Source organism: Metabacillus sp. SLBN-84 (assembly GCF_053629595.1).
In genome coordinates this window covers 3,348,129-3,366,426 of sequence record NZ_JBRJIP010000001.1, presented here as the reverse complement: position 1 = coordinate 3,366,426, position 18,298 = coordinate 3,348,129, and the positions used below count along the sequence as shown (strand labels likewise).

Genomic DNA, 18,298 nt, shown 5'->3' with positions numbered 1-18,298 from the left:
AAGCTCAGGGTGCGCCTCTTGGCGCAGCTTGAGCTTTTTTAAAGGAGAGAAGCTTATGAGAATTCTGCACACAGCAGACTGGCATCTTGGAAGGACGCTTGAAGGAAGGAGCCGGCTTGAAGAGCAGGCCCAGTTTTTAGATGAGCTCTCCCTGATCGCCGCGGATGAAAAAGCGGATGCCATTATCATGGCCGGAGACGTATTTGACACAGTTAATCCGCCCGCAGCGGCTGAACAGCTGTTTTATGAGAGCATCTCAAGACTTTCGGACAAGGGAAACCGGCCTGTCGTTGTGATTGCAGGGAATCATGACAATCCGGAACGGGTTCAGGCTGCTTCGCCCCTTGCAGATACCCAGGGGATTTACTTGGTTGGCTACCCGACAGCGGATGTACTGACAATTGATGTGCCGTCTGCCGGCCAGACGATGGCCATGGCTGCTCTTGCCTATCCTTCTGAGGCAAGGCTTAAAGAGGTTCTTTCAGACACCCACGATGAAATACTGCTCCGCAACTCATATGACGAGCGGATCAGAGATTTGTTTGCCGTGATGGCGGGAAAGTTCAGAAAAGACACAGTGAATCTTTCGATGAGCCACATCTATGTCGCAGGCGGGAGCTCGACCGACTCAGAAAGGCCGATTGAAGTAGGAGGGGCATATACGGTCGCTGCCTCAAGCCTTCCGGAACTTGCTCAGTATACGGCGCTAGGCCACCTCCACCGTCCTCAAACGCTGAAGCGGGCGAGCTCTGTAGCCAGATATTCCGGCTCGCCGCTTGCCTACAGTTTTTCTGAATCTGGCTATGCGAAATCCGTCACGATGGTGGAGGCAGATCCTGGAGGACAGGCACAGGTATCCGAGATTCTGCTCTCAAGCGGAAAGCCCCTTGTGAAATGGAGAGCCCGGGAAGGCCTGCATCAGGTTCATCAGTGGCTGGATGAAGGGAAGGACAGGCTTGCCTGGATTGACCTTGAGGTGCACCTGAAGGATACACTTTCTCTTGAGGAAATCCACAGGTTGAGAAAATCACATCCCGGCTTTGTCCATATTCGTCCGGTTTTTGAAAAGAACATGAACGAAGAAATCCGTGAAAGCAGGGCGAACCTGCCCATTGACGAGCTTTTTACGAGGTTTTATGAAAAACAGACCGGTGGAGCTCAGCCGGACGGGGAAACGATGAAGCTTTTCCTTGATATGGTTCATGATGAGACGAAAGAGGAGGAGGACAGAGGATGAAGCCAATCGCACTTACCATCTCGGGGCTTCACAGCTTCAGAGAAAAACAGACCGTAGATTTCAGTTCTCTCTGCGAAGGCGGCGTATTCGGCATATTCGGCCCGACCGGAAGCGGGAAATCCTCGATTCTTGACGCCATGACACTCGCTCTGTACGGAAAAGTGGAGCGGGCGGCAAACAACACTCACGGAATCATCAATCATGCCGAGGATACCGTTCATGTCTCGTTTACATTTGAACTTGAAAATGCAGAAAGCCTGAAACGGTATTCGGTTGAAAGGATGTTTAAGCGGACAGATGAGCACCGGGTGAAAACCGCGCTGTGCAGAATTCTTGAGCATGGCGAGGAAACAGCGGTCCTTGCGGATAAAGCGGCGGAAGTGAATGAAAAAGTACATGCTCTTTTAGGCTTGACCATTGATGATTTCACAAGGGCAGTCGTGCTTCCGCAGGGCAAGTTTGCAGAATTTTTATCTCTCAAGGGAGCTGAAAGAAGACAGATGCTGCAGCGGCTTTTCCACTTGGAGCAATACGGGGAAGAGCTTGTCAAAAAGGTCAGAAAACGGCTGATGGATGCCAGGGGAGAGCAGAACGAGATTTCAGCCGAACAGGCAGGTCTTGGAGATGCTTCAGAGGAAGCCGTTAAACTGGCGGAAGAAGAGCTGAAAGGCGTAAATCTTCTTTTAGAAAAAAGGCAGAAGGAATATGAAGAAACAGTCAGGCAGCATCAAGAGCTTGAGGAAGTCCGGGCACTTCAGCTTGAACAGGAAAGCTATGAAAAGGAACTTGCAGAGCTTGAAAAGCGGAAAGCGGACATCGAACAGCTGGCAGCAAAACTTGACCGCGCAGAAAAAGCGGATTTGGCAAAACCATACGCCGAAGCACTGCAAACGGCTGAGCGGGAAAAAGAACTCAGCAGCAGAATAAAGGAAGAGTCTGCACAAGAATGGCAAAGACAAAAGCAATCCTATGCTGCGGCGGCAGCGGCCTATGAACAGATACGGAAGAAAAAAGCAGAGGATGAGCCGGCGCTTGCTTCAAGAAAAGAACAGCTCCTGCAGCTGCTTGCTCTGGAAGAAGAACTGAAACATGAAAACCGCCTGCTTGAAGAAAAGGCAGCGCAGCACAATCGCCTGACAACAGAACTCTCTGAAAAAGAGGAAACTGCTGCACGGGCAAATGAGCTTTTGAAAAAAGCTGTTCAAAAGCAAAACCTTTTAAAAGAGCAGATGGAGAAAAATACAGTAACAAGCAAAGAGAGAGAACGAATACGGGCTGCGTCAGAACAAAGAATGTTCCTTGCAAATGCCGAGTCGATCCTTGATGAATGGAAGAATAAAGCAGAGCAAAAGAAGCAGAAGATCGGTCAATCTGATGAAATACTGAAGCAGGCAAAGGGGAAAATTCAAGAAGCTGAAGGCAGCTTAAAAGCTCTCTATGACAATGTGCAATGGGGCTATCATGCAAGCTGCGAAGTGCTGAACCAGCACAAAAAACTTGCAGAGACGAGAAAACAGCTGCTCCAGCAGGAAAAGAAAAATGTTCAGAGAAACATGGCAGAAATGCTTGCAAAAAGCCTCACCGCTGATGAGCCGTGCCCTGTATGCGGATCTGTTCATCACCCTGCGCCGGCTGACTTCAAGGCGTTGGAATCTTCAGATGGATCAAATCTTGAAATGCTTGAAAAGCAGGCAGGCCAAGATGCGCTTCTGACGCTGCAATTGGAGAATGCAAAAGAAAAGTGGGAAGACCTCTCAAAAGAAATGGTCTCATCCTATTCGTTTTTATCCTCTGTCTTAACTGATGTTAAAGACAGGAATGATGAAATGGATGTGTTAACAGAATCAAAATCATTAACTCAGGATTTTCTTCAAATGAAAGAGCAGTATACAAAGCTTGACTCATCCGTAAGGAAGCAAAATGAAGCTCTTCGCCAGCTTGAGTTTACGCATGGCACCCTTGTTTCTGAGCATCAGGAAGCAGCAGAAAAACGGCAACAGGCAGAAAAGGAACACAATGCTGCACTTGAAAAGTGGACAGAAGCGTTTGGTGACCTTACAGCTGACCAGGCAGCAGAAGAGCAGCGGCTGATCCGGGAGAAAGATGAACAATTTGAAGAGCTGAAAACCAGAGTTGCAAAGAGCATTGATTTTATTGAAGAAAAAGAGAAAGAGATCAAGCAGCTTGAGAGAGAATGCCAGCAGCTGAGCATTAGCCGCGCAGAGCTGACAGCCTATCTGACAAGCATGAGGCAAACTGCGGCTGAAAAACAAAAACGGATTGAAAAAGAAACAGGAGAGAAAGACCTCTCCCTTCAGCTTCAGGAAAACGAAATGATGCTAAAAGAACTTTCTGCAAAGGAACAAAGCCTCTACAAATCCTTTCAGGAAGCGATGGAGGCTCTGCAAAAAGCGGAAAGCAGCAGCGCGGCAGCGGAAAAAACGTTCGAGCAGGCAGAAGCAAGACTGCGCGAAGCAGCTGAAAAATGGGAGCAGATCAAACAGAAGACACCTTTCAAAGATGCTTCTGAGGCTGCCGCTGCTTTTATGCCACAAGCCGTCAAACAAAATCTGAAGGAAGAGTTTGACGTCTATCAGGATAAAAAGAAACAAGTCATGGCAGACTTTAAACGTGTGGAAGCGAAACGGAAAAACCGCTCAGTAAGCTCTGAAGAATGGGAGTCCATTAAAGAGCTGAAAGCAGAAACGAAACAGTTGGCAGATACTGCTTCAGAAGCCCGCGGAGCTGCCGCAAAAGCTCTTCATATCCTGAAGGATAAGCACGAAAGATACATGGAACTGGAACAAAAACGTCTTGAGCTTGAAGAGCTTGCAGCAAGACTTGAAAAGCTGCAGACTGTATTTAAAGGAAACGCGTTTGTTGAATTCCTGGCAGAAGAACAGCTTCACCTTGTGAGCGAGGATGCTTCTGAGCGGCTCGGGCAGCTTACAAGACAGCGCTATGCCATTGAGGTGGATTCATCCGGCGGATTTGTCATGCGTGATGATGCAAACGGAGGAGTAAGGCGTCCCGTTTCAAGCCTTTCAGGCGGAGAAACGTTCCTGACCTCTTTGGCACTGGCGCTTTCCCTCTCATCTCAAATTCAGCTGCGGGGGGAATACCCGCTTCAGTTCTTTTTCCTTGATGAAGGGTTCGGGACGCTTGATGCAGATTTGCTTGATACAGTTATCACGGCTCTTGAAAAACTGCAGTCCGACAACCTTTCAGTCGGAGTCATCAGCCATGTGCAGGAGCTTCGTGCAAGACTTCCGAGAAAGCTGGTCGTAACACCTGCAGAGCCGACAGGAAGCGGCACATCGGTCCAGCTTGAAGTGATGTAGAGAGGATAGGTTGAAAATGGTAAAGAAACAACTTGGAACATGCGAGCTGTGCAAAAGGCAGGACGTTGAAACAACAGAACACCATTTAACCCCGAAGGAAATGGGCGGAACCTTCATGCCGACCGCGATGCTCTGCATTCCTTGCCATAAACAGATCCATGCCCTCTATACAAATGACGAACTTGCTGTAAGGCTGAATACCATTCAGGATTTAAGAAGCGATCCGAAAATTGCAAGCTTCATCAAATGGATACGCAAGCAGCCGTCCACAAAGCTTGTCAGAACAAGAAAATCAAACGAGCGGAAGAAACGGAAATGAAAAAAGACGTGCCGGAGAGTTGGCACGTCTTTTTTGTGTGGAAAGGTGATTCCGCTTTTCTGGTGTCTAGCTGCGCCTCCTAGTCCTTCTGTCAGAACAAAATCCCCGAAAAAGTCAAACCCGGACTTTTCCGGTGATTTCTTTTCTGTCTGTCGGAGCTAAACGGCTGATTCCGCTTTTCTAATTATTAGCCACAATATTCTGATCATTCACATCTGGGTCTAGCGAGTTGGTTGCACTTACGATGTTGTTGACTATGATAAAGTCGCCTGTATTTCCGCCGCCGGAACCGGAAGCTGTCTTTGATGAGCTTTTTGGAGACAGATAAAAGGAATCACCAAAGTTTACGACACCGCCGCCGACAGAGTTAATGCAGATCGGACCGATGATTGCTGGCATGAACGAACACCCTTTGTCTTTCTGTCATACTTTCAGTCTATGCATTATGAATCGGAACGTTCATTCCTGTTCCGTAATTGTCTGATATGCTTCACTCTTGATTCGCCGTCAATCGTATTGGTTGACCCGAAATGGACAACACCGGAAGAGGATATAGAGGTAACTTTTACAGCACCGACACGGATGACCGGACATTCATGAAAAAATGCAGTCTGAACATTTTCATATATGAGCGGACGGGGGAGGTTTTCTGAATAGATATTATACTGCCTCAGGTCCCCTTCATTTCCGAGTTCAATTTCTTCTTCCCTCTGAACGGCATAAACTTTTACACGCGGGATAATATCAACGCTGTCGCCGACTTGAAAAACCGAACTGATCCCCACCGAATCAATGTACGCCGCATTGACGATGGATAAGCGATTCTGGATCATGCAGGGGCAAGCGGTACAAACGGACCGATGATCAGTGATTCAGGCGGCGTATCAAAAACCGATGACATGGTGATGCAGTTTGCATCTCCGATGAGAAAGACGCTTGAACTCGCAACAGCCGTTACTCTGATGGCACCAACTGAAATGTCCTTGTTTACAACCGTGAATTTCATGTTTCGCTTTCAGCTCCTTCTTGGGGCAGGGCCTGGATAAAGTAAGTGATTGACCGTTCCACTTCCTGTTTTACTTTAGCCGTAATTTCTTCTATCTGCTTTTCGGCAGGAACAGACTCGCTGTATCCTCCCTGTTTTAAATAGAATTTGATCCGGCTGTCAATTTGTTTGCGGATGTCTTCAATAATGAATTCTTTATGTGCGTCATCAAGCTGGTAGTTATTCTGTTCAGCAAGCGTTTCAATGTATTTGGCAATGTCTTCTGTTAAGAAGACAAGCAGATTTGACTGAACGGCCTCAAAGATTTCTTCCTCGCGCTTTGGATTTGTGGTCTGGTTGTTTACCTGCAGACCGTTCTGTTCCACGTCAAACTGTTCAATCTGGTCAGGAACGGTTGGATTCAGCCCGATATTCAGCGTCCCTTCAAGCGTCTCCACTTTTAACTGGTCAAATTTATATTCAATCTTTTCAATTGTAGTACTGGGGCGTTTTTTTAGTTCTTCTATTTCTTCCATCATAGCGGAAACAGCGGCTTCAAGTTTTTGAATCTTCTGATCTTGAGCCTGAACCATTCCATACAAATGCTGAATGCACTGCATCATCGACTGGTCATAGTACAATTCACTCACCCCGTTTCTATGGATCACGTGCAAAACGATTATGGGCTATTATATGCACGCTGCCAATTTGGGTGAATGCCTATTGAAATTAACTCGGTGCAAGCGGGACAAACGGGCCTTCTGACTGAGAGCCGCCCGGACTGATTGCAGGAGGAGCAGGCGTTGTGAAAGCCCCGGTGTTATAAAGATTTGCAAGAGGCTTGATGATGCCTGCGCTTCCGATCTGCAGGACGGAAGAATTGCTGACGGCATCCACTTTCAAAAAATTAATTTGAATGGTCTGGTTAATGTAAAAATTCATTTTTTCACCCCGTTTATGCATTGCCGACAATCGGCTGGTCAACAGTGTCGTTATCGTATGCGTTCGTTACACTGTTTTGATTGTAGATGTTCAGTCCGTCACCTGTATTAAACGATCCTGCCCCTGCAAAGGTTTTGACCTCGCTGTAAGGTGAGATGGTAATAACATCCCCGACATGAACAATGCTGCTAGTTCCGACGGCATTTACTTTAAATGCTCCCACAATGGCTGGCATATTCAACATCCTTTGCTTCATTCAGGCAGTAAGGCACCTGTAACATATCGTATGAAAGATAGGCAGACTTGTGATAAAAGCGGAATTTTTCCTGCAGCGCGAAAAGTAATTTTTCACCCTTTTTCCATCAAGAAAAAGACGTTTTGCCAGCTCTCACTGAAGCTGAAGCTATTTCTTTTTAGAGCAAAATGATCCATACTGGATAAGAATACAAGAGAAGCAGATTCATTGTTTCTTAAATGAAATGAGGTCCATGCAAACATGTCCCAAGTGGTCATTCTAGCTGAAAAACCAGATCAGGGCCGCAAGCTTGCAGCCCCTTTTCCTTCTGTGAAAAAAGAGGGATATTTAGAGATTAAACCATGCCCGGTCTTTCCGGACGGGGCAAAGGTTACGTGGGCAATCGGCCATCTGGTCGAACTTAAAAACCCTGATGAATATAAAGACGAATGGAAAAAATGGCGGTTTGAAACACTGCCGATTATTCCCGATCATTTTTCATATAAAGTCAGTAAAGGAAAAGCGAAGCAGTTTAAGATTGTCAAAGAGTTATTAAAGGAAGCAGATGAAATTATCATCGGCACTGATCCTGCCCGTGAAGGGGAAAATATTGCAAGACTTCTGATCATGATGGCCGGTGCAGAAAAAAAGAGCGTGAAGCGTCTTTGGACAAGTTCGTTAACAGAAAACGCCATCATGAAAGGATTCACAGAGCTTTACGACGGAAGCAAAACCATTCATCTTTATCACGAAGCGCAGGCGAGACAGATCTCCGACTGGCTTGTAGGCTTAAATGCGAGCAGACTTTATACCCTTCACCTTCAGAAGAAAGGGATAAGGGATGTCTTCAGTGTGGGAAGAGTACAGACTCCGGTTCTGAAACTGATTTATGACAGGCAAAAGGAGATTGAAAACTTTAAGCCTGAACCTTTCTTCGAGCTTCAGGCTGCTTTTGAAGTGGCCGCAGGAAACTATACTGGAAAGCTGAAGGGCCGCTTTAAAAGCCAGGAAGAATTGTTTTCTGCTGTTGGTCCTGACATTGTAAAGGGAAAAACGCTGTATGAAGCGACAGTGAAAAGTGCAGATACAGCGGAGAAAAGAGTACCGCCGCCAAAGCTTCACAGCTTATCAACCCTTCAGGCGAAATTGAATAAACAGAGAAAAATGAGCCCAAGCGGGGTTCTGAAAACAGCACAGTCTCTTTATGAAAAAGGGTATATTTCGTATCCGAGAACAGACTCACAGTTTATTACAGAGGAAGAATTCAGTTACATTAAGGCAAGAATCGGCCAGTATCAGGAAACCCTGTCCCTCTCGTTTACCCCTGCAAGACTGTCGCCTTCAAAACGGTTTGTGGATGCCAAACGAGTGAGCGATCACTATGCTATCGTGCCTACTGAAAAAAGAGTCACGCAAGCTGCTTACAATTCCTTCAGCGGTGAACAAAAAGCTGTATACGAAGAAGTCATCAAAACAGCTCTCGGCATGTTTATGGAGGATTACGTCTATGATGAAACAACCATCCTGACGTCCATCGGAAAAAACGATTTTATCAGCAAGGGAAGAACGATGAAAAAACCCGGCTGGAAGACGCTTTACCAAAGAGAGACTGACAGCCCGGAAGAAAAAGCAGATCTTCAAATGCTTCCAAAAGTGGCGGCGGGCGAGCCTGCCAAAGCGGAAATCGGTGTGAAGGACGGCATGACACAGCCACCTAAACCGTACACCCAGGGACAGCTGATCACGCTCATGAAAACAGCCGGCAAGCATGTGGAAGACAAAGAGATGAGAGAAGCGCTGAACAGCACAGAAGGTCTCGGGACAGAAGCAACGCGCTCCGGAATTATTGATACGCTTCTTATGAGGAAGTTTATTGAAGTGAAGAAAAATGAAGTGTTTGTCACGCCGAAAGGGGAAGTTCTTTGTGAAGCGGTTGACGGCACTCTGCTCTCCAAGCCTGAAATGACAGCAAAATGGGAAGTCTACCTAAAAGGAATCGGAAGCGGCGAAAAGTCCAAAGAAGTCTTTATCGAAACGGCTAAAAAATTCTGCTACACCCTGATCAGTCAGGCAGGGGAAAGTATGGAAAAACTTGAGGTCGACATTCCGCCCCAGCAGGAAACCCGGGCTGCAATCTGCGCCTGCCCGGCCTGTCTAAAGGGCAGCATCATGGACCGAAAAACGTTCTACGGCTGCACAGAATACAAAAGCGGATGCAAGCAGACCTTTCCGAAAAAACTGCTTGGAAAATCCATATCCGCCTCACAGATTAAAACACTGTGCCAAAAAGGAAAAACAAACAAGCTGAAAGGCTTCAAAGGCAAAAAGCCTTTTGATGCAAGTCTTGTCCTGAAGGACGGGAAGATTGAGTTTTCGTTTGACTAATCTGACTGCACCGCATGTTCTTCGGTAATCAAGGGCGGTGAATAGCGGAACAACCGTACCCTTAAACCCTTGGAGACTGGGCTTGGGGGTAGTGGAGAGCAGGGGAGTGGTGCCCTCAAAACCTGGAAAACGGAGCTTGAGGGCACTGGAGAGCGGGAGTGGTGCCCTCAAAACCTGTAAATCGGAGCTTGAGGGCACTAAAAACGCAGATTAGAACCCTCAAAAATCAAAAGTCGGAAATTGGGGGCACTAAAAACGCAGAATGGTGCCCTCAAATGCTGTAAATCGGAGCTTGAGGGTACGAAAGAGCGAGAACAGTACCCTCAAAACCTGAAAGTCGGAAATTGAGGGCACTAAAAACGCAGAATAGAACCCTCAAAACCTGTAAATCGGAGCTTGAGGGCACTAAAAACGCAGAACAGTACCCTCAAAACCTGAAAGTAGGAAATTGAGGGCACTAAAAACGAAGAATGGTGCCCTCAAATGCTGGAAATCGGAGCTTGAGGGTACGAAAGAGCGAGAACAGTACCCTCAAAACCTGAAAGTAGGAAATTGAGGGCACTAAAAACGCAGAATGGTGACCTCAAATGCTGTAAATCGGAGCTTGAGGGCACTAAAAACGCAGAACAGTACCCTCAAAACCTGAAAGTAGGAAATTGAGGGCACTAAAAAAGCGGATTCGCACCCCAAGACCATAAAAACCAGAAAATTGATCGTATGAAAAAAAGGAGGGAAATCAAAATGGATCCACTTACAGCAGTCCCTGAGAAGGACAGGCTGCATACGCTTGATATTCTGAGAGGCTTTTCGCTGCTTGGCATCCTGCTTGTGAATATGAAGTCTTTTTATGAGCCTGCTCTTTATGAGACAAGCCTTGTGAGCGGCAGCGGGTCTGACCGGATTGTTGAGCAGCTGATTTCGTTTTTTGCTCAGGCAAGCTTTTATCCGCTGTTCTCATTTTTATTTGGAGCGGGAACAGTGATTTTTTATGAGAGGGCATTGAAAAAGGGGCATTCGTTCAATGTGTATTTCTCAAGAAGGCTGATTGGGCTGTTGATTATTGGCCTTCTGCATGCTTTTTTGATCTGGCATGGGGACATTCTGACAAACTACGCCTTGATTGGGTTTTTATTTCTGTTATTTATAAAGTGGAATTCCAGGGGGCTCATTAAGTGGGGGCTTTTCATCCTGCTGCTTCCGAATGTGCTGATTTCTTTTGCTCTTATTGCGGCATATGCAGCGGATCCGGAGATGCTCAGTTACTATAAATCGGAGGAAGCTGTTCAGCAGTCAGCTGAGACGTACCAGACAGGTAGCTTTTTTGACATTACTCAGCAGAGAGTGACAGACTGGCTGTATGTAAATAACTTTGAGAATGCATTTTTTCTTGTGATATCCATTTTACCGCTTTTCATGCTTGGTGCTGCCGCCTATAAGCGTGGCTGGTTCCATAAGGATCTGTCGTCTGAATGGAAACGGACGGCACTGATAACAGGAACTGCCGCAGTTTTGTTAAAAGGTGCACCCTTTTATTGGGAGGAGAATTTGCTTACTCAGCATCTGCAGCTGTCATTAGGGGGTCCGGCACTGACCCTGTTTTATGTTTCGGTGATCCTGCTGCTGCTGAATAACTATTCTTTCAAGCTCGGCGCGGTTAAGGCAGCGGGACGGGCGTCTTTAAGCAATTATCTGATGCAGTCATTGGTCTGTACACTTCTTTTTTATTCCTATGGTTTTGGGTTGTACGGAAACATTTCAGCAGGCGAAGGCGTCATGATCGCAGTGGTCCTCTATTCGGTGCAGCTTATTGTCAGCTATTATTGGTTTAGAACATTTCGGTTTGGTCCGGCAGAATGGCTTTTGCGGAAGTGGATTTACTTGTTCAGCAGAGCTTAGTTTACTGCCGTCTGCAGTTCACCTTCCATCTGCCGCTTGATTTGTTCTAAGATCAGCTGGTCGAGCTCCTGGCTGCGGCGCACCGTTTCAGAAGAATTCATTCCATGTTCTTTTGCTGCTTCAAAAAGCTTTTGTCTGTGCACTTCAATTTCATTCACTGCCATGATTTTTCTCCAACTTTCATGGTTTAATAGGATGGTTTTCTATGAAATGGATTCCCTGGAAAGTCTTCTTTCACGCGGGTTACACTTATTATACACAGGGTTGTACAAAATGGTTTGATTTCGCTAAAATAACAAAAAACATTACAGGTTTCTACAAAGCGGGATAGGTTTCGATCTGTTTTTTCATTGGTCTTATGCCAAAGAAAAATGCTGCCGTACAGACAGGCGGTTTTTTAGAGGAAATGTGTCATTCTTTATCGAATAAGATACATTATCAGGCAGTTTAGATTAAAGAGATAACGGGGGGTAACAATGAAACTTGCAACAGCTCAGATTGGCGGAAGGACCTTCATCGGACTGATTATGGAGGAAAACAGGATTCTTGATATTCAAAGGGCAGAGAAAAAATGGTTTGATATGGAATCAGCCCCGCAGTCAATGATTGAATGCATTGAAATGGGGGAGAAGTTTTTCAATCACCTGAAACAACTGCAGATGTATGTGAAAAAGGCGGATGAGACAGAATCCTTTTTATATTCTCTGTCTGATGTAACATGGCTTCCTCCTATTGCTTCTCCGCGGAAGAACATATTCTGCGTGGGCAAAAATTACCGGGAACATGCGATTGAGCTTGGAAGCGAAGCGGATATTCCGGAACATGTGATGCTTTTTTCAAAAGCCCCGACAGCCGTAACGGGCCATGGACAGAAGATAGACCCTCACCTCCATCTGACAAGTGAGCTGGATTACGAGGGTGAGCTTGCGGTCATTATCGGGAAAAAGGGAAAACAGATCCCGGAAGCTGAGGCGATGGATTACGTATACGGTTATACGGTGTTAAATGACATTACGGCAAGGGATCTTCAGTCAAGGCATAAGCAGTTTCTTCTTGGAAAAAGCCTGGATACGTCCTGCCCGATGGGACCGTATATCGTACATAAATCTGCGGTTCCTGATCCATACGCACTTTCTCTTGTTACAAAAGTAAATGGGGAAGTCAGACAGGACGGTCATACGAAAGACATGATCTTCTCCATTGAAAATGTGATCTCGACCATTTCACAGGGCACGACGCTTGAGCCCGGTGATATCATTGCAACAGGAACACCTGCTGGAGTAGGGAAAGGGTTTAAGCCGCCAAAATATTTAAGCCCGGGAGATACTGTTGAAATATCAATTGAAGGCATCGGAACGTTAAGCAACACGATTGCTGAATAAATAGAAAGAAGCACACCGAAACCGGTGTGCTTCTTTGCTCTTGTATAGGAAATTATAAAGTTAAAAGGCTGTGGATAACATTACAAAGTTATCCTCGTCCAGCTCCAGCCCCTAGATCCTCTGTCAGAACAAATCCGTCAAAAAAGTCAAAACCGGACTTTTTTGACGGATTCTTATCTGCCTATCGGATCTGACCAAGGCGCTTGCGCTTTTGTTCGTTTATGAAAGAACTTTCTTCACTTTTTCAATCGCCCAGTCCAGATCTTCTTTTGAAATGACTAGCGGCGGTGCAAAGCGGATGACCGTATCATGTGTCTCTTTGCAAAGAAGGCCTTCTTCTTTCAGCTTCTCGCAGTATGGACGAGCGGCTTCAGTCAGCTCAAGGCCGATAAATAAACCTCTTCCGCGAACTTCTTTAATGACAGGATTGCTGATTTCACGGAGCTTCTCCTGCATATATGTGCCGAGTTCAAGTGAACGCTCAGGAAGCTTTTCCTCTGTGAGAACGTCAAGTGCAGCGATGGAAACAGCGCACGCAAGAGGGTTTCCTCCGAACGTTGAACCATGTGATCCCGGCTCAAACACACCAAGGACATCTTTGTCTGCAGCTACGCAGGAAATAGGGAAAACCCCGCCTCCAAGTGCTTTTCCAAGAATGTACATATCAGGCTTAACGTCTTCCCAGTCGCATGCAAAAAGCTTGCCGGAGCGGCCAAGACCTGCCTGAATTTCATCTGCGACGTAGAGAACATTTTGCTCTTTGCAGATGTCAAAAGCAGCTTTCAGGAAGCCTTCTTCAGGAATGTGGATGCCTGCTTCGCCCTGAATCGGCTCGAAAATGAAAGCAGCTGTATTCGGTGTAATCGCTGCTTTAAGTGCATCAAGATCACCGAACGGAATGACTTTTATTCCCGGAAGCATCGGCCCGAAACCGCGCTTGTATTCATCGCTTGAACTCATTGATACCGCTGTCATTGTACGGCCGTGGAAATTTTCCTCGCACACGATGATCTCAGCCTGATCAGCAGGTACCCCTTTCACATCATATGCCCACCGGCGCACTGTTTTAACAGCGGTTTCAACGGCTTCAGCACCTGTATTCATTGGCAGAACCATTTCTTTTCCAGTTAAAGCGGATACTTTCTCATACCATGGTCCGAGCTGGTCGTTGTGAAAAGCTCTGGAAGTCAGGGTGATTTTGTCTGCCTGTTCCTTAAGTGCTTCAATGATCTTTAGGGTGGCGGTGGCCCTGATTGACGGCTGAATAAGCGCTGAGCATATCCATATATTTGTTTCCTTCAGGATCCTCTACCCAAACCCCTTCTGCCTTGGATATAACGATCGGCAGCGGATGATAATTATTTGCCCCGTATTTTTCAGTCAAGCTGATGATTTGTACTGATTTAGACACAATATCCCCTCCTGGTGCGATTAAGTCTTGTAATACAGGAATCTAGCATTCCTCAAGTACTACAATAGCCTACCTTTTTGAAGAAAACAATAGGCAGGCAAATGCGCTTACATTTCATTTTTCACAGAGATTCGTGATATTATATGGATGGATTACTATGTTTAAAAGAGGAGGAATGCCATATGACGGAACAAGTTACTACACACTTGCATATCACGACCTGGGTTGTCGCACTTATTCTATTTTTCGTTGCGAACTCCCTCTTCAAGTCGGGAAAAGAAAAACCGTTTAAAATCGTACACATGACACTCAGACTGTTCTATCTGCTGATCATTGCATCAGGAATTCAGCTGCTGCTCGGCCTTGGCGCGATCACCGGCGAGTACATCGGAAAAGTCATTCTTGGAATCTATGTAATCGGCATGATGGAAATGATCCTTGTCCGCGGAAAAAAGGGCAAGCCGACACGCATTTTCTGGATTCAGTTTGTCATTGCATTGATTGTTGTTATTCTGCTTGGCCTGCGACTGCCGCTTGGCTTAAAGCTGTTTTAATGAAAAAAGCCTCCGCAATTTCTGCGGAGGTTTTTTTATGGTTTCAGCTGAGTTAAAAGAGCTCTTGTTCCAGTACAGACTGTAAATTCAAATCTGTCTTCATGTTTGCTTCCTCTTGAGAAGTGATGCTGAACGCCGCAGACGGCTTCTTCATTATCAAACTGGTAGAAGGATACCCCTTTTTTATCTTCTGTTTCTTCTAGAAAAACCATCTGATTGTAGCTGTATATGCAGTCATGAATGGAAAAGGAAAGTTCATTCAGTTTTGACGTAAACGCAACAAATGAGTCATCTGTAGCTTCTTTCAGCATATAATCAAGCGCGTATTGAACCTTTTTGGGAATACGGAGGGTATCATTTTCACGGAGCTTATGCATCCCCGTCGGAACCGCTAACTGTCCGTTTCCGGTATAAATTCCCTGATACCAGCTGTCTTCTAAAAGAATCTCCACTTTTTCATCTTTTTTAAAATGAAGAATGGTCACTTCCTCATGCTCATCATCATAAAATAAGATTTCCTGATCCTCGCCAATCTCAATAAATCCGGTTATGTGCGCTCTTTTTTGACGCTCAAACAGCCGGTGCTTCTGTTTTGACAGCATAACGCAGACCTCCTTTGCCCATATTCTTATCATTCGTTTTTTCCAAAAGGAGGAAGAATTATGCAGGATGCCTTCACACTTGCCAGAAGAAAACGTGATAAGGACAAATCAACACTTCATAAAGTAAGCATAGGATAGGTACATCTTTGACCGTCTGAGACCTATCAGACAGTAAAAATGGGGAGTGAGAGGCAGATGTGTGGAATAACAGGCTGGGTTGATTACCAGAAAGATCTCAAACAGCAAAAAGCTGTCATGAAAGCCATGGCGGAGTGCTTATCCAAGCGCGGACCGGATGATACGAACCTGTGGGGAGAGCAGCATGTTCTGTTTGGACATAAGCGTCTCGTTGTTGTGGACCCTGAAGGCGGCAGGCAGCCGATGACAAGGAGCAGGGAAGATAACAATTATACAATCTGCTACAATGGCGAGCTGTACAATACAGAAGATATCCGCACGGAACTTCTTAAAAGAGGCTACACATTCAGAGGCCATTCTGATACAGAGGTGCTGCTGACTGCCTATATGGAATGGAAAGAAGAGTGCGTCACTCATTTAAACGGCATATTTGCCTTTGCTGTGTGGGATGCTGCCCGGGAATCAGTGTTCATCGCAAGAGACAGACTGGGGGTAAAGCCGTTATTTTATGCAGAGAAGGACGCATCTCTGATTTTCGGCTCCGAGCTGAAAGCGATCCTTGCACACCCTGATCAAAAGGCGGTGATTGACCGGGAAGGGATGAGCGAAATATTCGGCCTCGGACCATCCAGAACGCCCGGCATCGGCGTTTTTAAAGGAATAAAAGAACTGCGTCCTGCCCATGCCATGACATTTTCAAAGAATGGCATGAAGGTCTGGAGATACTGGAATGTGAAAAGTGCCAGGCATATAGACACATTTGATGAAACGGTCAGCCGCGTCGGGTTCCTTGTGAATGATGCTGTGACAAGGCAGCTTGTATCCGATGTGCCGGTTTGCACCTTTTTATCCGGCGGTCTTGATTCAAGCGCCATTACCGCTATTGCAGCCAAGGCTTTTGAAAAGGAAGGAAAAGGCCCGCTTCACACATTTTCAATTGATTATGAAGATAACGAGAAGTTTTTTAAAGCCAATGAATTTCAGCCGAACTCGGATGCCCCGTGGATTGATAAAATGACAGAAGCGTTCCAGACCGTTCATCACCGGTCTGTTATCACGCAGCAGCAGCTCGTTGACAACTTGACGGAAGCGGTAGAAGTCAGAGATCTTCCTGGAATGGCGGATATTGATTCATCTCTGCTCTGGTTCTGCCGCGAGATAAAGAAAGACTTTGTTGTGGGTCTGTCCGGAGAGTGTGCGGATGAAATTTTTGGAGGCTATCCGTGGTTCCACAGGCCGCAGGATTTATCAGAAGAAGCCTTCCCGTGGATGAGGTCAACAGATGCACGTATGAATCTGCTTCACAAGGACTGGCAAAGCAAGCTGAATTTGAAAGAGTATGTGAAAATGAGATATCAGGAAACGCTGAAGGAGACGCCGCTGCTCGACGGGGAATCTGAGACAGAGTCAAAACGCAGACAGCTGTTTTATTTGAATATCCTATGGTTTATGACGACGCTGCTTGACCGCAAAGACCGCATGAGCATGGGCGCAAGCCTTGAAGTCCGGGTGCCGTTTGCAGATCACCGTCTTGTTGAATATGTCTGGAACATTCCGTGGGAGATGAAGATGCACGGAGACCGGGAAAAAGGCATCCTCCGCAAAGCGCTCGAAGGTGCTCTGCCAAACGAAGTGCTCTACCGGAAAAAGAGCCCATATCCGAAAACGCACAATCCTCATTACACAAAAGCGGTCAAAACGTGGCTGCAGTCTCTTACTCAGAAAAAGGATTCAGCACTGCATACATTTTTCGATAAAAAGGCGCTGCATGACATCATAGAATCAGAGGGAAGTGCCTTTAAGGCGCCTTGGTACGGACAGCTGATGACAGGGCCGCAGCTGCTTGCCCATCTTGCACAGATCCACGTCTGGTTTGAAACCTACAGAATTGATATTGATGAATCGTAAAAGCCGGATTTTCCGGCTTTTTGTGTTATGAAACATCCTTGTATTTTCCTCTTTATGTTAAAATTGGTTTTTGGGGGGGTGGATGCAATGATATTAAAAAAAATCTTAAGTGCAGCAGGTACCGCTTTTGTCCTTAGTGTGGTAACGAGCTTAATTTCCGCTGCTGTTAATACTGATACAGATTTTTGGCACTCATTGATAATAATGCCGATTTATCTAGTGTTTTCTGCGATGTTTATTTTTGCTGTAGGCTTGCCTGTGAGCGTTATCTCTTATTTTATTGTCCGGAACAGGGGTAAGAGCAGAAGGTTTCTGAACTTTTCCATCCATGTTTTTTCTGCGGCTGCTGCCGGGTTTATCTTGTCCATTGGGTCTCTTGATGGTGTCCTCCTGACCGTTTTCGCAGGCTTTTTATTTTTTCTCTTCGATGAAGTGCTTCTTTATCACCGAAAGCATGTGCCGGTAAGAGTCACAAAGTGGGACGGTGCGCTCGGTGCACTTGTTCTTATTGGTATAGGAATTCCCATTTATCTGTCTCTAGCAAACAGCGGCGGAACAGAAGGGGAAGTGGAAACTGTTGATTTGTCCAAGCCTCCGGTTGTTTCGGTCGTATGGAAGAATAGCACGCTTGGGTCTATAAAGCCCCAGTACTGCAAGGTTGAATCTGAAGCCTGTACAAAGGATATGGATCCATATTATACAAGCAGCCTGAAAGGTGATGTGCTTGATACCTATTATTCAAACACTTTCACGCTGAGTGCCGCTAACAGGGTAGAAGAACCGGAATTTGAAATCTATTATCTCGAAGGAGAAGAAGTGAAGGAGCTCAGACCAGTGAACGGCGTTTATGTTGTGCCTTTGGGACTGAAAGATCAGGTAATGAAGGGAAATGCCATTTGGGAGGACGAAATCCTGACATTTGAAGCAGCGGTGAATATGATAGAAGCAAGTCCGGCGGAATAG

17 protein-coding genes and 1 pseudogene are annotated in these 18,298 nt (G+C 46.0%); 9 read left to right on the top strand and 9 right to left on the bottom strand.

What is annotated here, in order from left to right:
- Nucleotides 1–55 precede the first annotated feature (55 nt).
- From RKD52_RS17130 to RKD52_RS17120, 3 genes are read left to right on the top strand one after another with little or no spacing between them, the layout of a single operon-like run.
- Entirely contained in the window at nt 56–1,237 is a 1,182-nt protein-coding gene (locus RKD52_RS17130) for an exonuclease SbcCD subunit D (protein ID WP_454100655.1), read from the top strand.
- Nucleotides 1,234–4,578 (top strand): SbcC/MukB-like Walker B domain-containing protein, encoded by a 3,345-nt coding sequence (locus RKD52_RS17125; protein WP_454100654.1) that lies wholly within the window; start codon nt 1,234–1,236, stop codon nt 4,576–4,578. Before RKD52_RS17130 ends, RKD52_RS17125 begins: the two co-directional genes overlap by 4 nt.
- Nucleotides 4,579–4,594: 16 nt before the next feature.
- Nucleotides 4,595–4,897: an HNH endonuclease gene (locus RKD52_RS17120; RefSeq protein ID WP_454100653.1), complete on the top strand. Its 303-nt coding sequence runs from the start codon at nt 4,595–4,597 to the stop codon at nt 4,895–4,897.
- A 180-nt stretch (nt 4,898–5,077) separates the two neighbouring features.
- On the opposite strand, the gene RKD52_RS17115 is transcribed toward RKD52_RS17120, so the two are convergent.
- The 6 genes from RKD52_RS17115 to RKD52_RS17090 all read right to left on the bottom strand — a co-directional run bounded on the left by RKD52_RS17115 (nt 5,078) and on the right by RKD52_RS17090 (nt 7,059).
- Nucleotides 5,078–5,296, bottom strand: a complete 219-nt coding sequence (locus RKD52_RS17115; RefSeq protein ID WP_029283778.1) for a spore germination protein — start codon at nt 5,294–5,296, stop codon at nt 5,078–5,080.
- Between the two features lie 44 nt (nt 5,297–5,340).
- Nucleotides 5,341–5,730, bottom strand: coding sequence for a spore germination protein GerPE (locus RKD52_RS17110; RefSeq protein ID WP_454100652.1), 390 nt, complete (start codon nt 5,728–5,730; stop codon nt 5,341–5,343).
- Nucleotides 5,727–5,903, bottom strand: coding sequence for a hypothetical protein (locus RKD52_RS17105; protein WP_029283783.1), 177 nt, complete (start codon nt 5,901–5,903; stop codon nt 5,727–5,729). The genes RKD52_RS17110 and RKD52_RS17105 overlap by 4 nt, the downstream gene beginning before the upstream one ends.
- Nucleotides 5,900–6,523: a spore germination protein GerPC gene (gerPC, locus tag RKD52_RS17100; RefSeq protein ID WP_454100651.1), complete on the bottom strand. Its 624-nt coding sequence runs from the start codon at nt 6,521–6,523 to the stop codon at nt 5,900–5,902. The genes RKD52_RS17105 and gerPC overlap by 4 nt, the downstream gene beginning before the upstream one ends.
- Nucleotides 6,524–6,611: 88 nt before the next feature.
- Nucleotides 6,612–6,824 carry a spore germination protein GerPB gene (locus tag RKD52_RS17095; protein ID WP_369732151.1) on the bottom strand — a complete coding sequence of 71 codons (213 nt, stop codon included), beginning with the start codon at nt 6,822–6,824 and terminating at the stop codon, nt 6,612–6,614.
- Nucleotides 6,825–6,837: 13 nt separating this feature from the next.
- Nucleotides 6,838–7,059 carry a spore germination protein gene (locus RKD52_RS17090; protein WP_454100650.1) on the bottom strand — a complete coding sequence of 74 codons (222 nt, stop codon included), beginning with the start codon at nt 7,057–7,059 and terminating at the stop codon, nt 6,838–6,840.
- A gap of 261 nt (nt 7,060–7,320) precedes the next feature.
- Here RKD52_RS17090 and RKD52_RS17085 point away from each other — a divergent pair, with 261 nt between their 5' ends.
- Both RKD52_RS17085 and RKD52_RS17080 read left to right on the top strand, forming a co-directional pair.
- Nucleotides 7,321–9,444, top strand: a complete 2,124-nt coding sequence (locus RKD52_RS17085) for a DNA topoisomerase 3 (protein ID WP_454100649.1) — start codon at nt 7,321–7,323, stop codon at nt 9,442–9,444.
- 741 nt (nt 9,445–10,185) lie between these two features.
- Nucleotides 10,186–11,340, top strand: a complete 1,155-nt coding sequence (locus tag RKD52_RS17080) for a DUF418 domain-containing protein (RefSeq protein WP_454100648.1) — start codon at nt 10,186–10,188, stop codon at nt 11,338–11,340.
- Here the strand turns inward: RKD52_RS17080 and RKD52_RS17075 are convergent.
- Complete coding sequence (locus tag RKD52_RS17075; protein WP_081414267.1) at nt 11,337–11,504, bottom strand: aspartyl-phosphate phosphatase Spo0E family protein; 168 nt, start codon at nt 11,502–11,504, stop codon at nt 11,337–11,339. The genes RKD52_RS17080 and RKD52_RS17075 overlap by 4 nt on opposite strands.
- A gap of 312 nt (nt 11,505–11,816) precedes the next feature.
- On the opposite strand from RKD52_RS17075, the gene RKD52_RS17070 reads away from it, so the two are divergent.
- Complete coding sequence (locus RKD52_RS17070) at nt 11,817–12,722, top strand: fumarylacetoacetate hydrolase family protein (protein WP_454100647.1); 906 nt, start codon at nt 11,817–11,819, stop codon at nt 12,720–12,722.
- Nucleotides 12,723–12,941: 219 nt separating this feature from the next.
- On the opposite strand, the pseudogene RKD52_RS17065 reads toward RKD52_RS17070, so the two are convergent.
- Nucleotides 12,942–14,133 (bottom strand): annotated as a pseudogene (locus RKD52_RS17065) (ornithine--oxo-acid transaminase).
- A gap of 182 nt (nt 14,134–14,315) precedes the next feature.
- On the opposite strand from RKD52_RS17065, the gene RKD52_RS17060 reads away from it, so the two are divergent.
- Nucleotides 14,316–14,687 carry a YisL family protein gene (locus tag RKD52_RS17060; protein ID WP_454100646.1) on the top strand — a complete coding sequence of 124 codons (372 nt, stop codon included), beginning with the start codon at nt 14,316–14,318 and terminating at the stop codon, nt 14,685–14,687.
- A 35-nt stretch (nt 14,688–14,722) separates the two neighbouring features.
- Here the strand turns inward: RKD52_RS17060 and RKD52_RS17055 are convergent, their stop codons facing one another.
- Nucleotides 14,723–15,289, bottom strand: a complete 567-nt coding sequence (locus RKD52_RS17055; RefSeq protein ID WP_454100645.1) for a DUF2777 family protein — start codon at nt 15,287–15,289, stop codon at nt 14,723–14,725.
- 195 nt (nt 15,290–15,484) lie between these two features.
- Between RKD52_RS17055 and asnB the strand changes: the two genes are divergently transcribed.
- Together asnB and RKD52_RS17045 are read left to right on the top strand one after the other, a co-directional pair.
- Nucleotides 15,485–17,335 carry an asparagine synthase (glutamine-hydrolyzing) gene (gene asnB, locus RKD52_RS17050; protein WP_454100644.1) on the top strand — a complete coding sequence of 617 codons (1,851 nt, stop codon included), beginning with the start codon at nt 15,485–15,487 and terminating at the stop codon, nt 17,333–17,335.
- Between the two features lie 87 nt (nt 17,336–17,422).
- Complete coding sequence (locus RKD52_RS17045) at nt 17,423–18,298, top strand: hypothetical protein (RefSeq protein ID WP_454100643.1); 876 nt, start codon at nt 17,423–17,425, stop codon at nt 18,296–18,298.

What these genes read in the sequence shown, in the direction of transcription:
- RKD52_RS17130 (WP_454100655.1), top strand. Translation starts at nt 56, where the DNA reads ATGAGAATTCTGCACACAGCAGACTGGCATCTTGGAAGGACGCTTGAA.
- RKD52_RS17125 (WP_454100654.1), top strand. Translation starts at nt 1,234, where the DNA reads ATGAAGCCAATCGCACTTACCATCTCGGGGCTTCACAGCTTCAGAGAA.
- RKD52_RS17120 (WP_454100653.1), top strand. Translation starts at nt 4,595, where the DNA reads ATGGTAAAGAAACAACTTGGAACATGCGAGCTGTGCAAAAGGCAGGAC.
- RKD52_RS17115 (WP_029283778.1), bottom strand. Translation starts at nt 5,296, where the DNA reads ATGCCAGCAATCATCGGTCCGATCTGCATTAACTCTGTCGGCGGCGGT.
- RKD52_RS17110 (WP_454100652.1), bottom strand. Translation starts at nt 5,730, where the DNA reads ATGATCCAGAATCGCTTATCCATCGTCAATGCGGCGTACATTGATTCG.
- RKD52_RS17105 (WP_029283783.1), bottom strand. Translation starts at nt 5,903, where the DNA reads ATGAAATTCACGGTTGTAAACAAGGACATTTCAGTTGGTGCCATCAGA.
- RKD52_RS17095 (WP_369732151.1), bottom strand. Translation starts at nt 6,824, where the DNA reads ATGAATTTTTACATTAACCAGACCATTCAAATTAATTTTTTGAAAGTG.
- RKD52_RS17090 (WP_454100650.1), bottom strand. Translation starts at nt 7,059, where the DNA reads ATGCCAGCCATTGTGGGAGCATTTAAAGTAAATGCCGTCGGAACTAGC.
- RKD52_RS17085 (WP_454100649.1), top strand. Translation starts at nt 7,321, where the DNA reads ATGTCCCAAGTGGTCATTCTAGCTGAAAAACCAGATCAGGGCCGCAAG.
- RKD52_RS17080 (WP_454100648.1), top strand. Translation starts at nt 10,186, where the DNA reads ATGGATCCACTTACAGCAGTCCCTGAGAAGGACAGGCTGCATACGCTT.
- RKD52_RS17075 (WP_081414267.1), bottom strand. Translation starts at nt 11,504, where the DNA reads ATGGCAGTGAATGAAATTGAAGTGCACAGACAAAAGCTTTTTGAAGCA.
- RKD52_RS17070 (WP_454100647.1), top strand. Translation starts at nt 11,817, where the DNA reads ATGAAACTTGCAACAGCTCAGATTGGCGGAAGGACCTTCATCGGACTG.
- RKD52_RS17060 (WP_454100646.1), top strand. Translation starts at nt 14,316, where the DNA reads ATGACGGAACAAGTTACTACACACTTGCATATCACGACCTGGGTTGTC.
- RKD52_RS17055 (WP_454100645.1), bottom strand. Translation starts at nt 15,289, where the DNA reads ATGCTGTCAAAACAGAAGCACCGGCTGTTTGAGCGTCAAAAAAGAGCG.
- asnB (WP_454100644.1), top strand. Translation starts at nt 15,485, where the DNA reads ATGTGTGGAATAACAGGCTGGGTTGATTACCAGAAAGATCTCAAACAG.
- RKD52_RS17045 (WP_454100643.1), top strand. Translation starts at nt 17,423, where the DNA reads ATGATATTAAAAAAAATCTTAAGTGCAGCAGGTACCGCTTTTGTCCTT.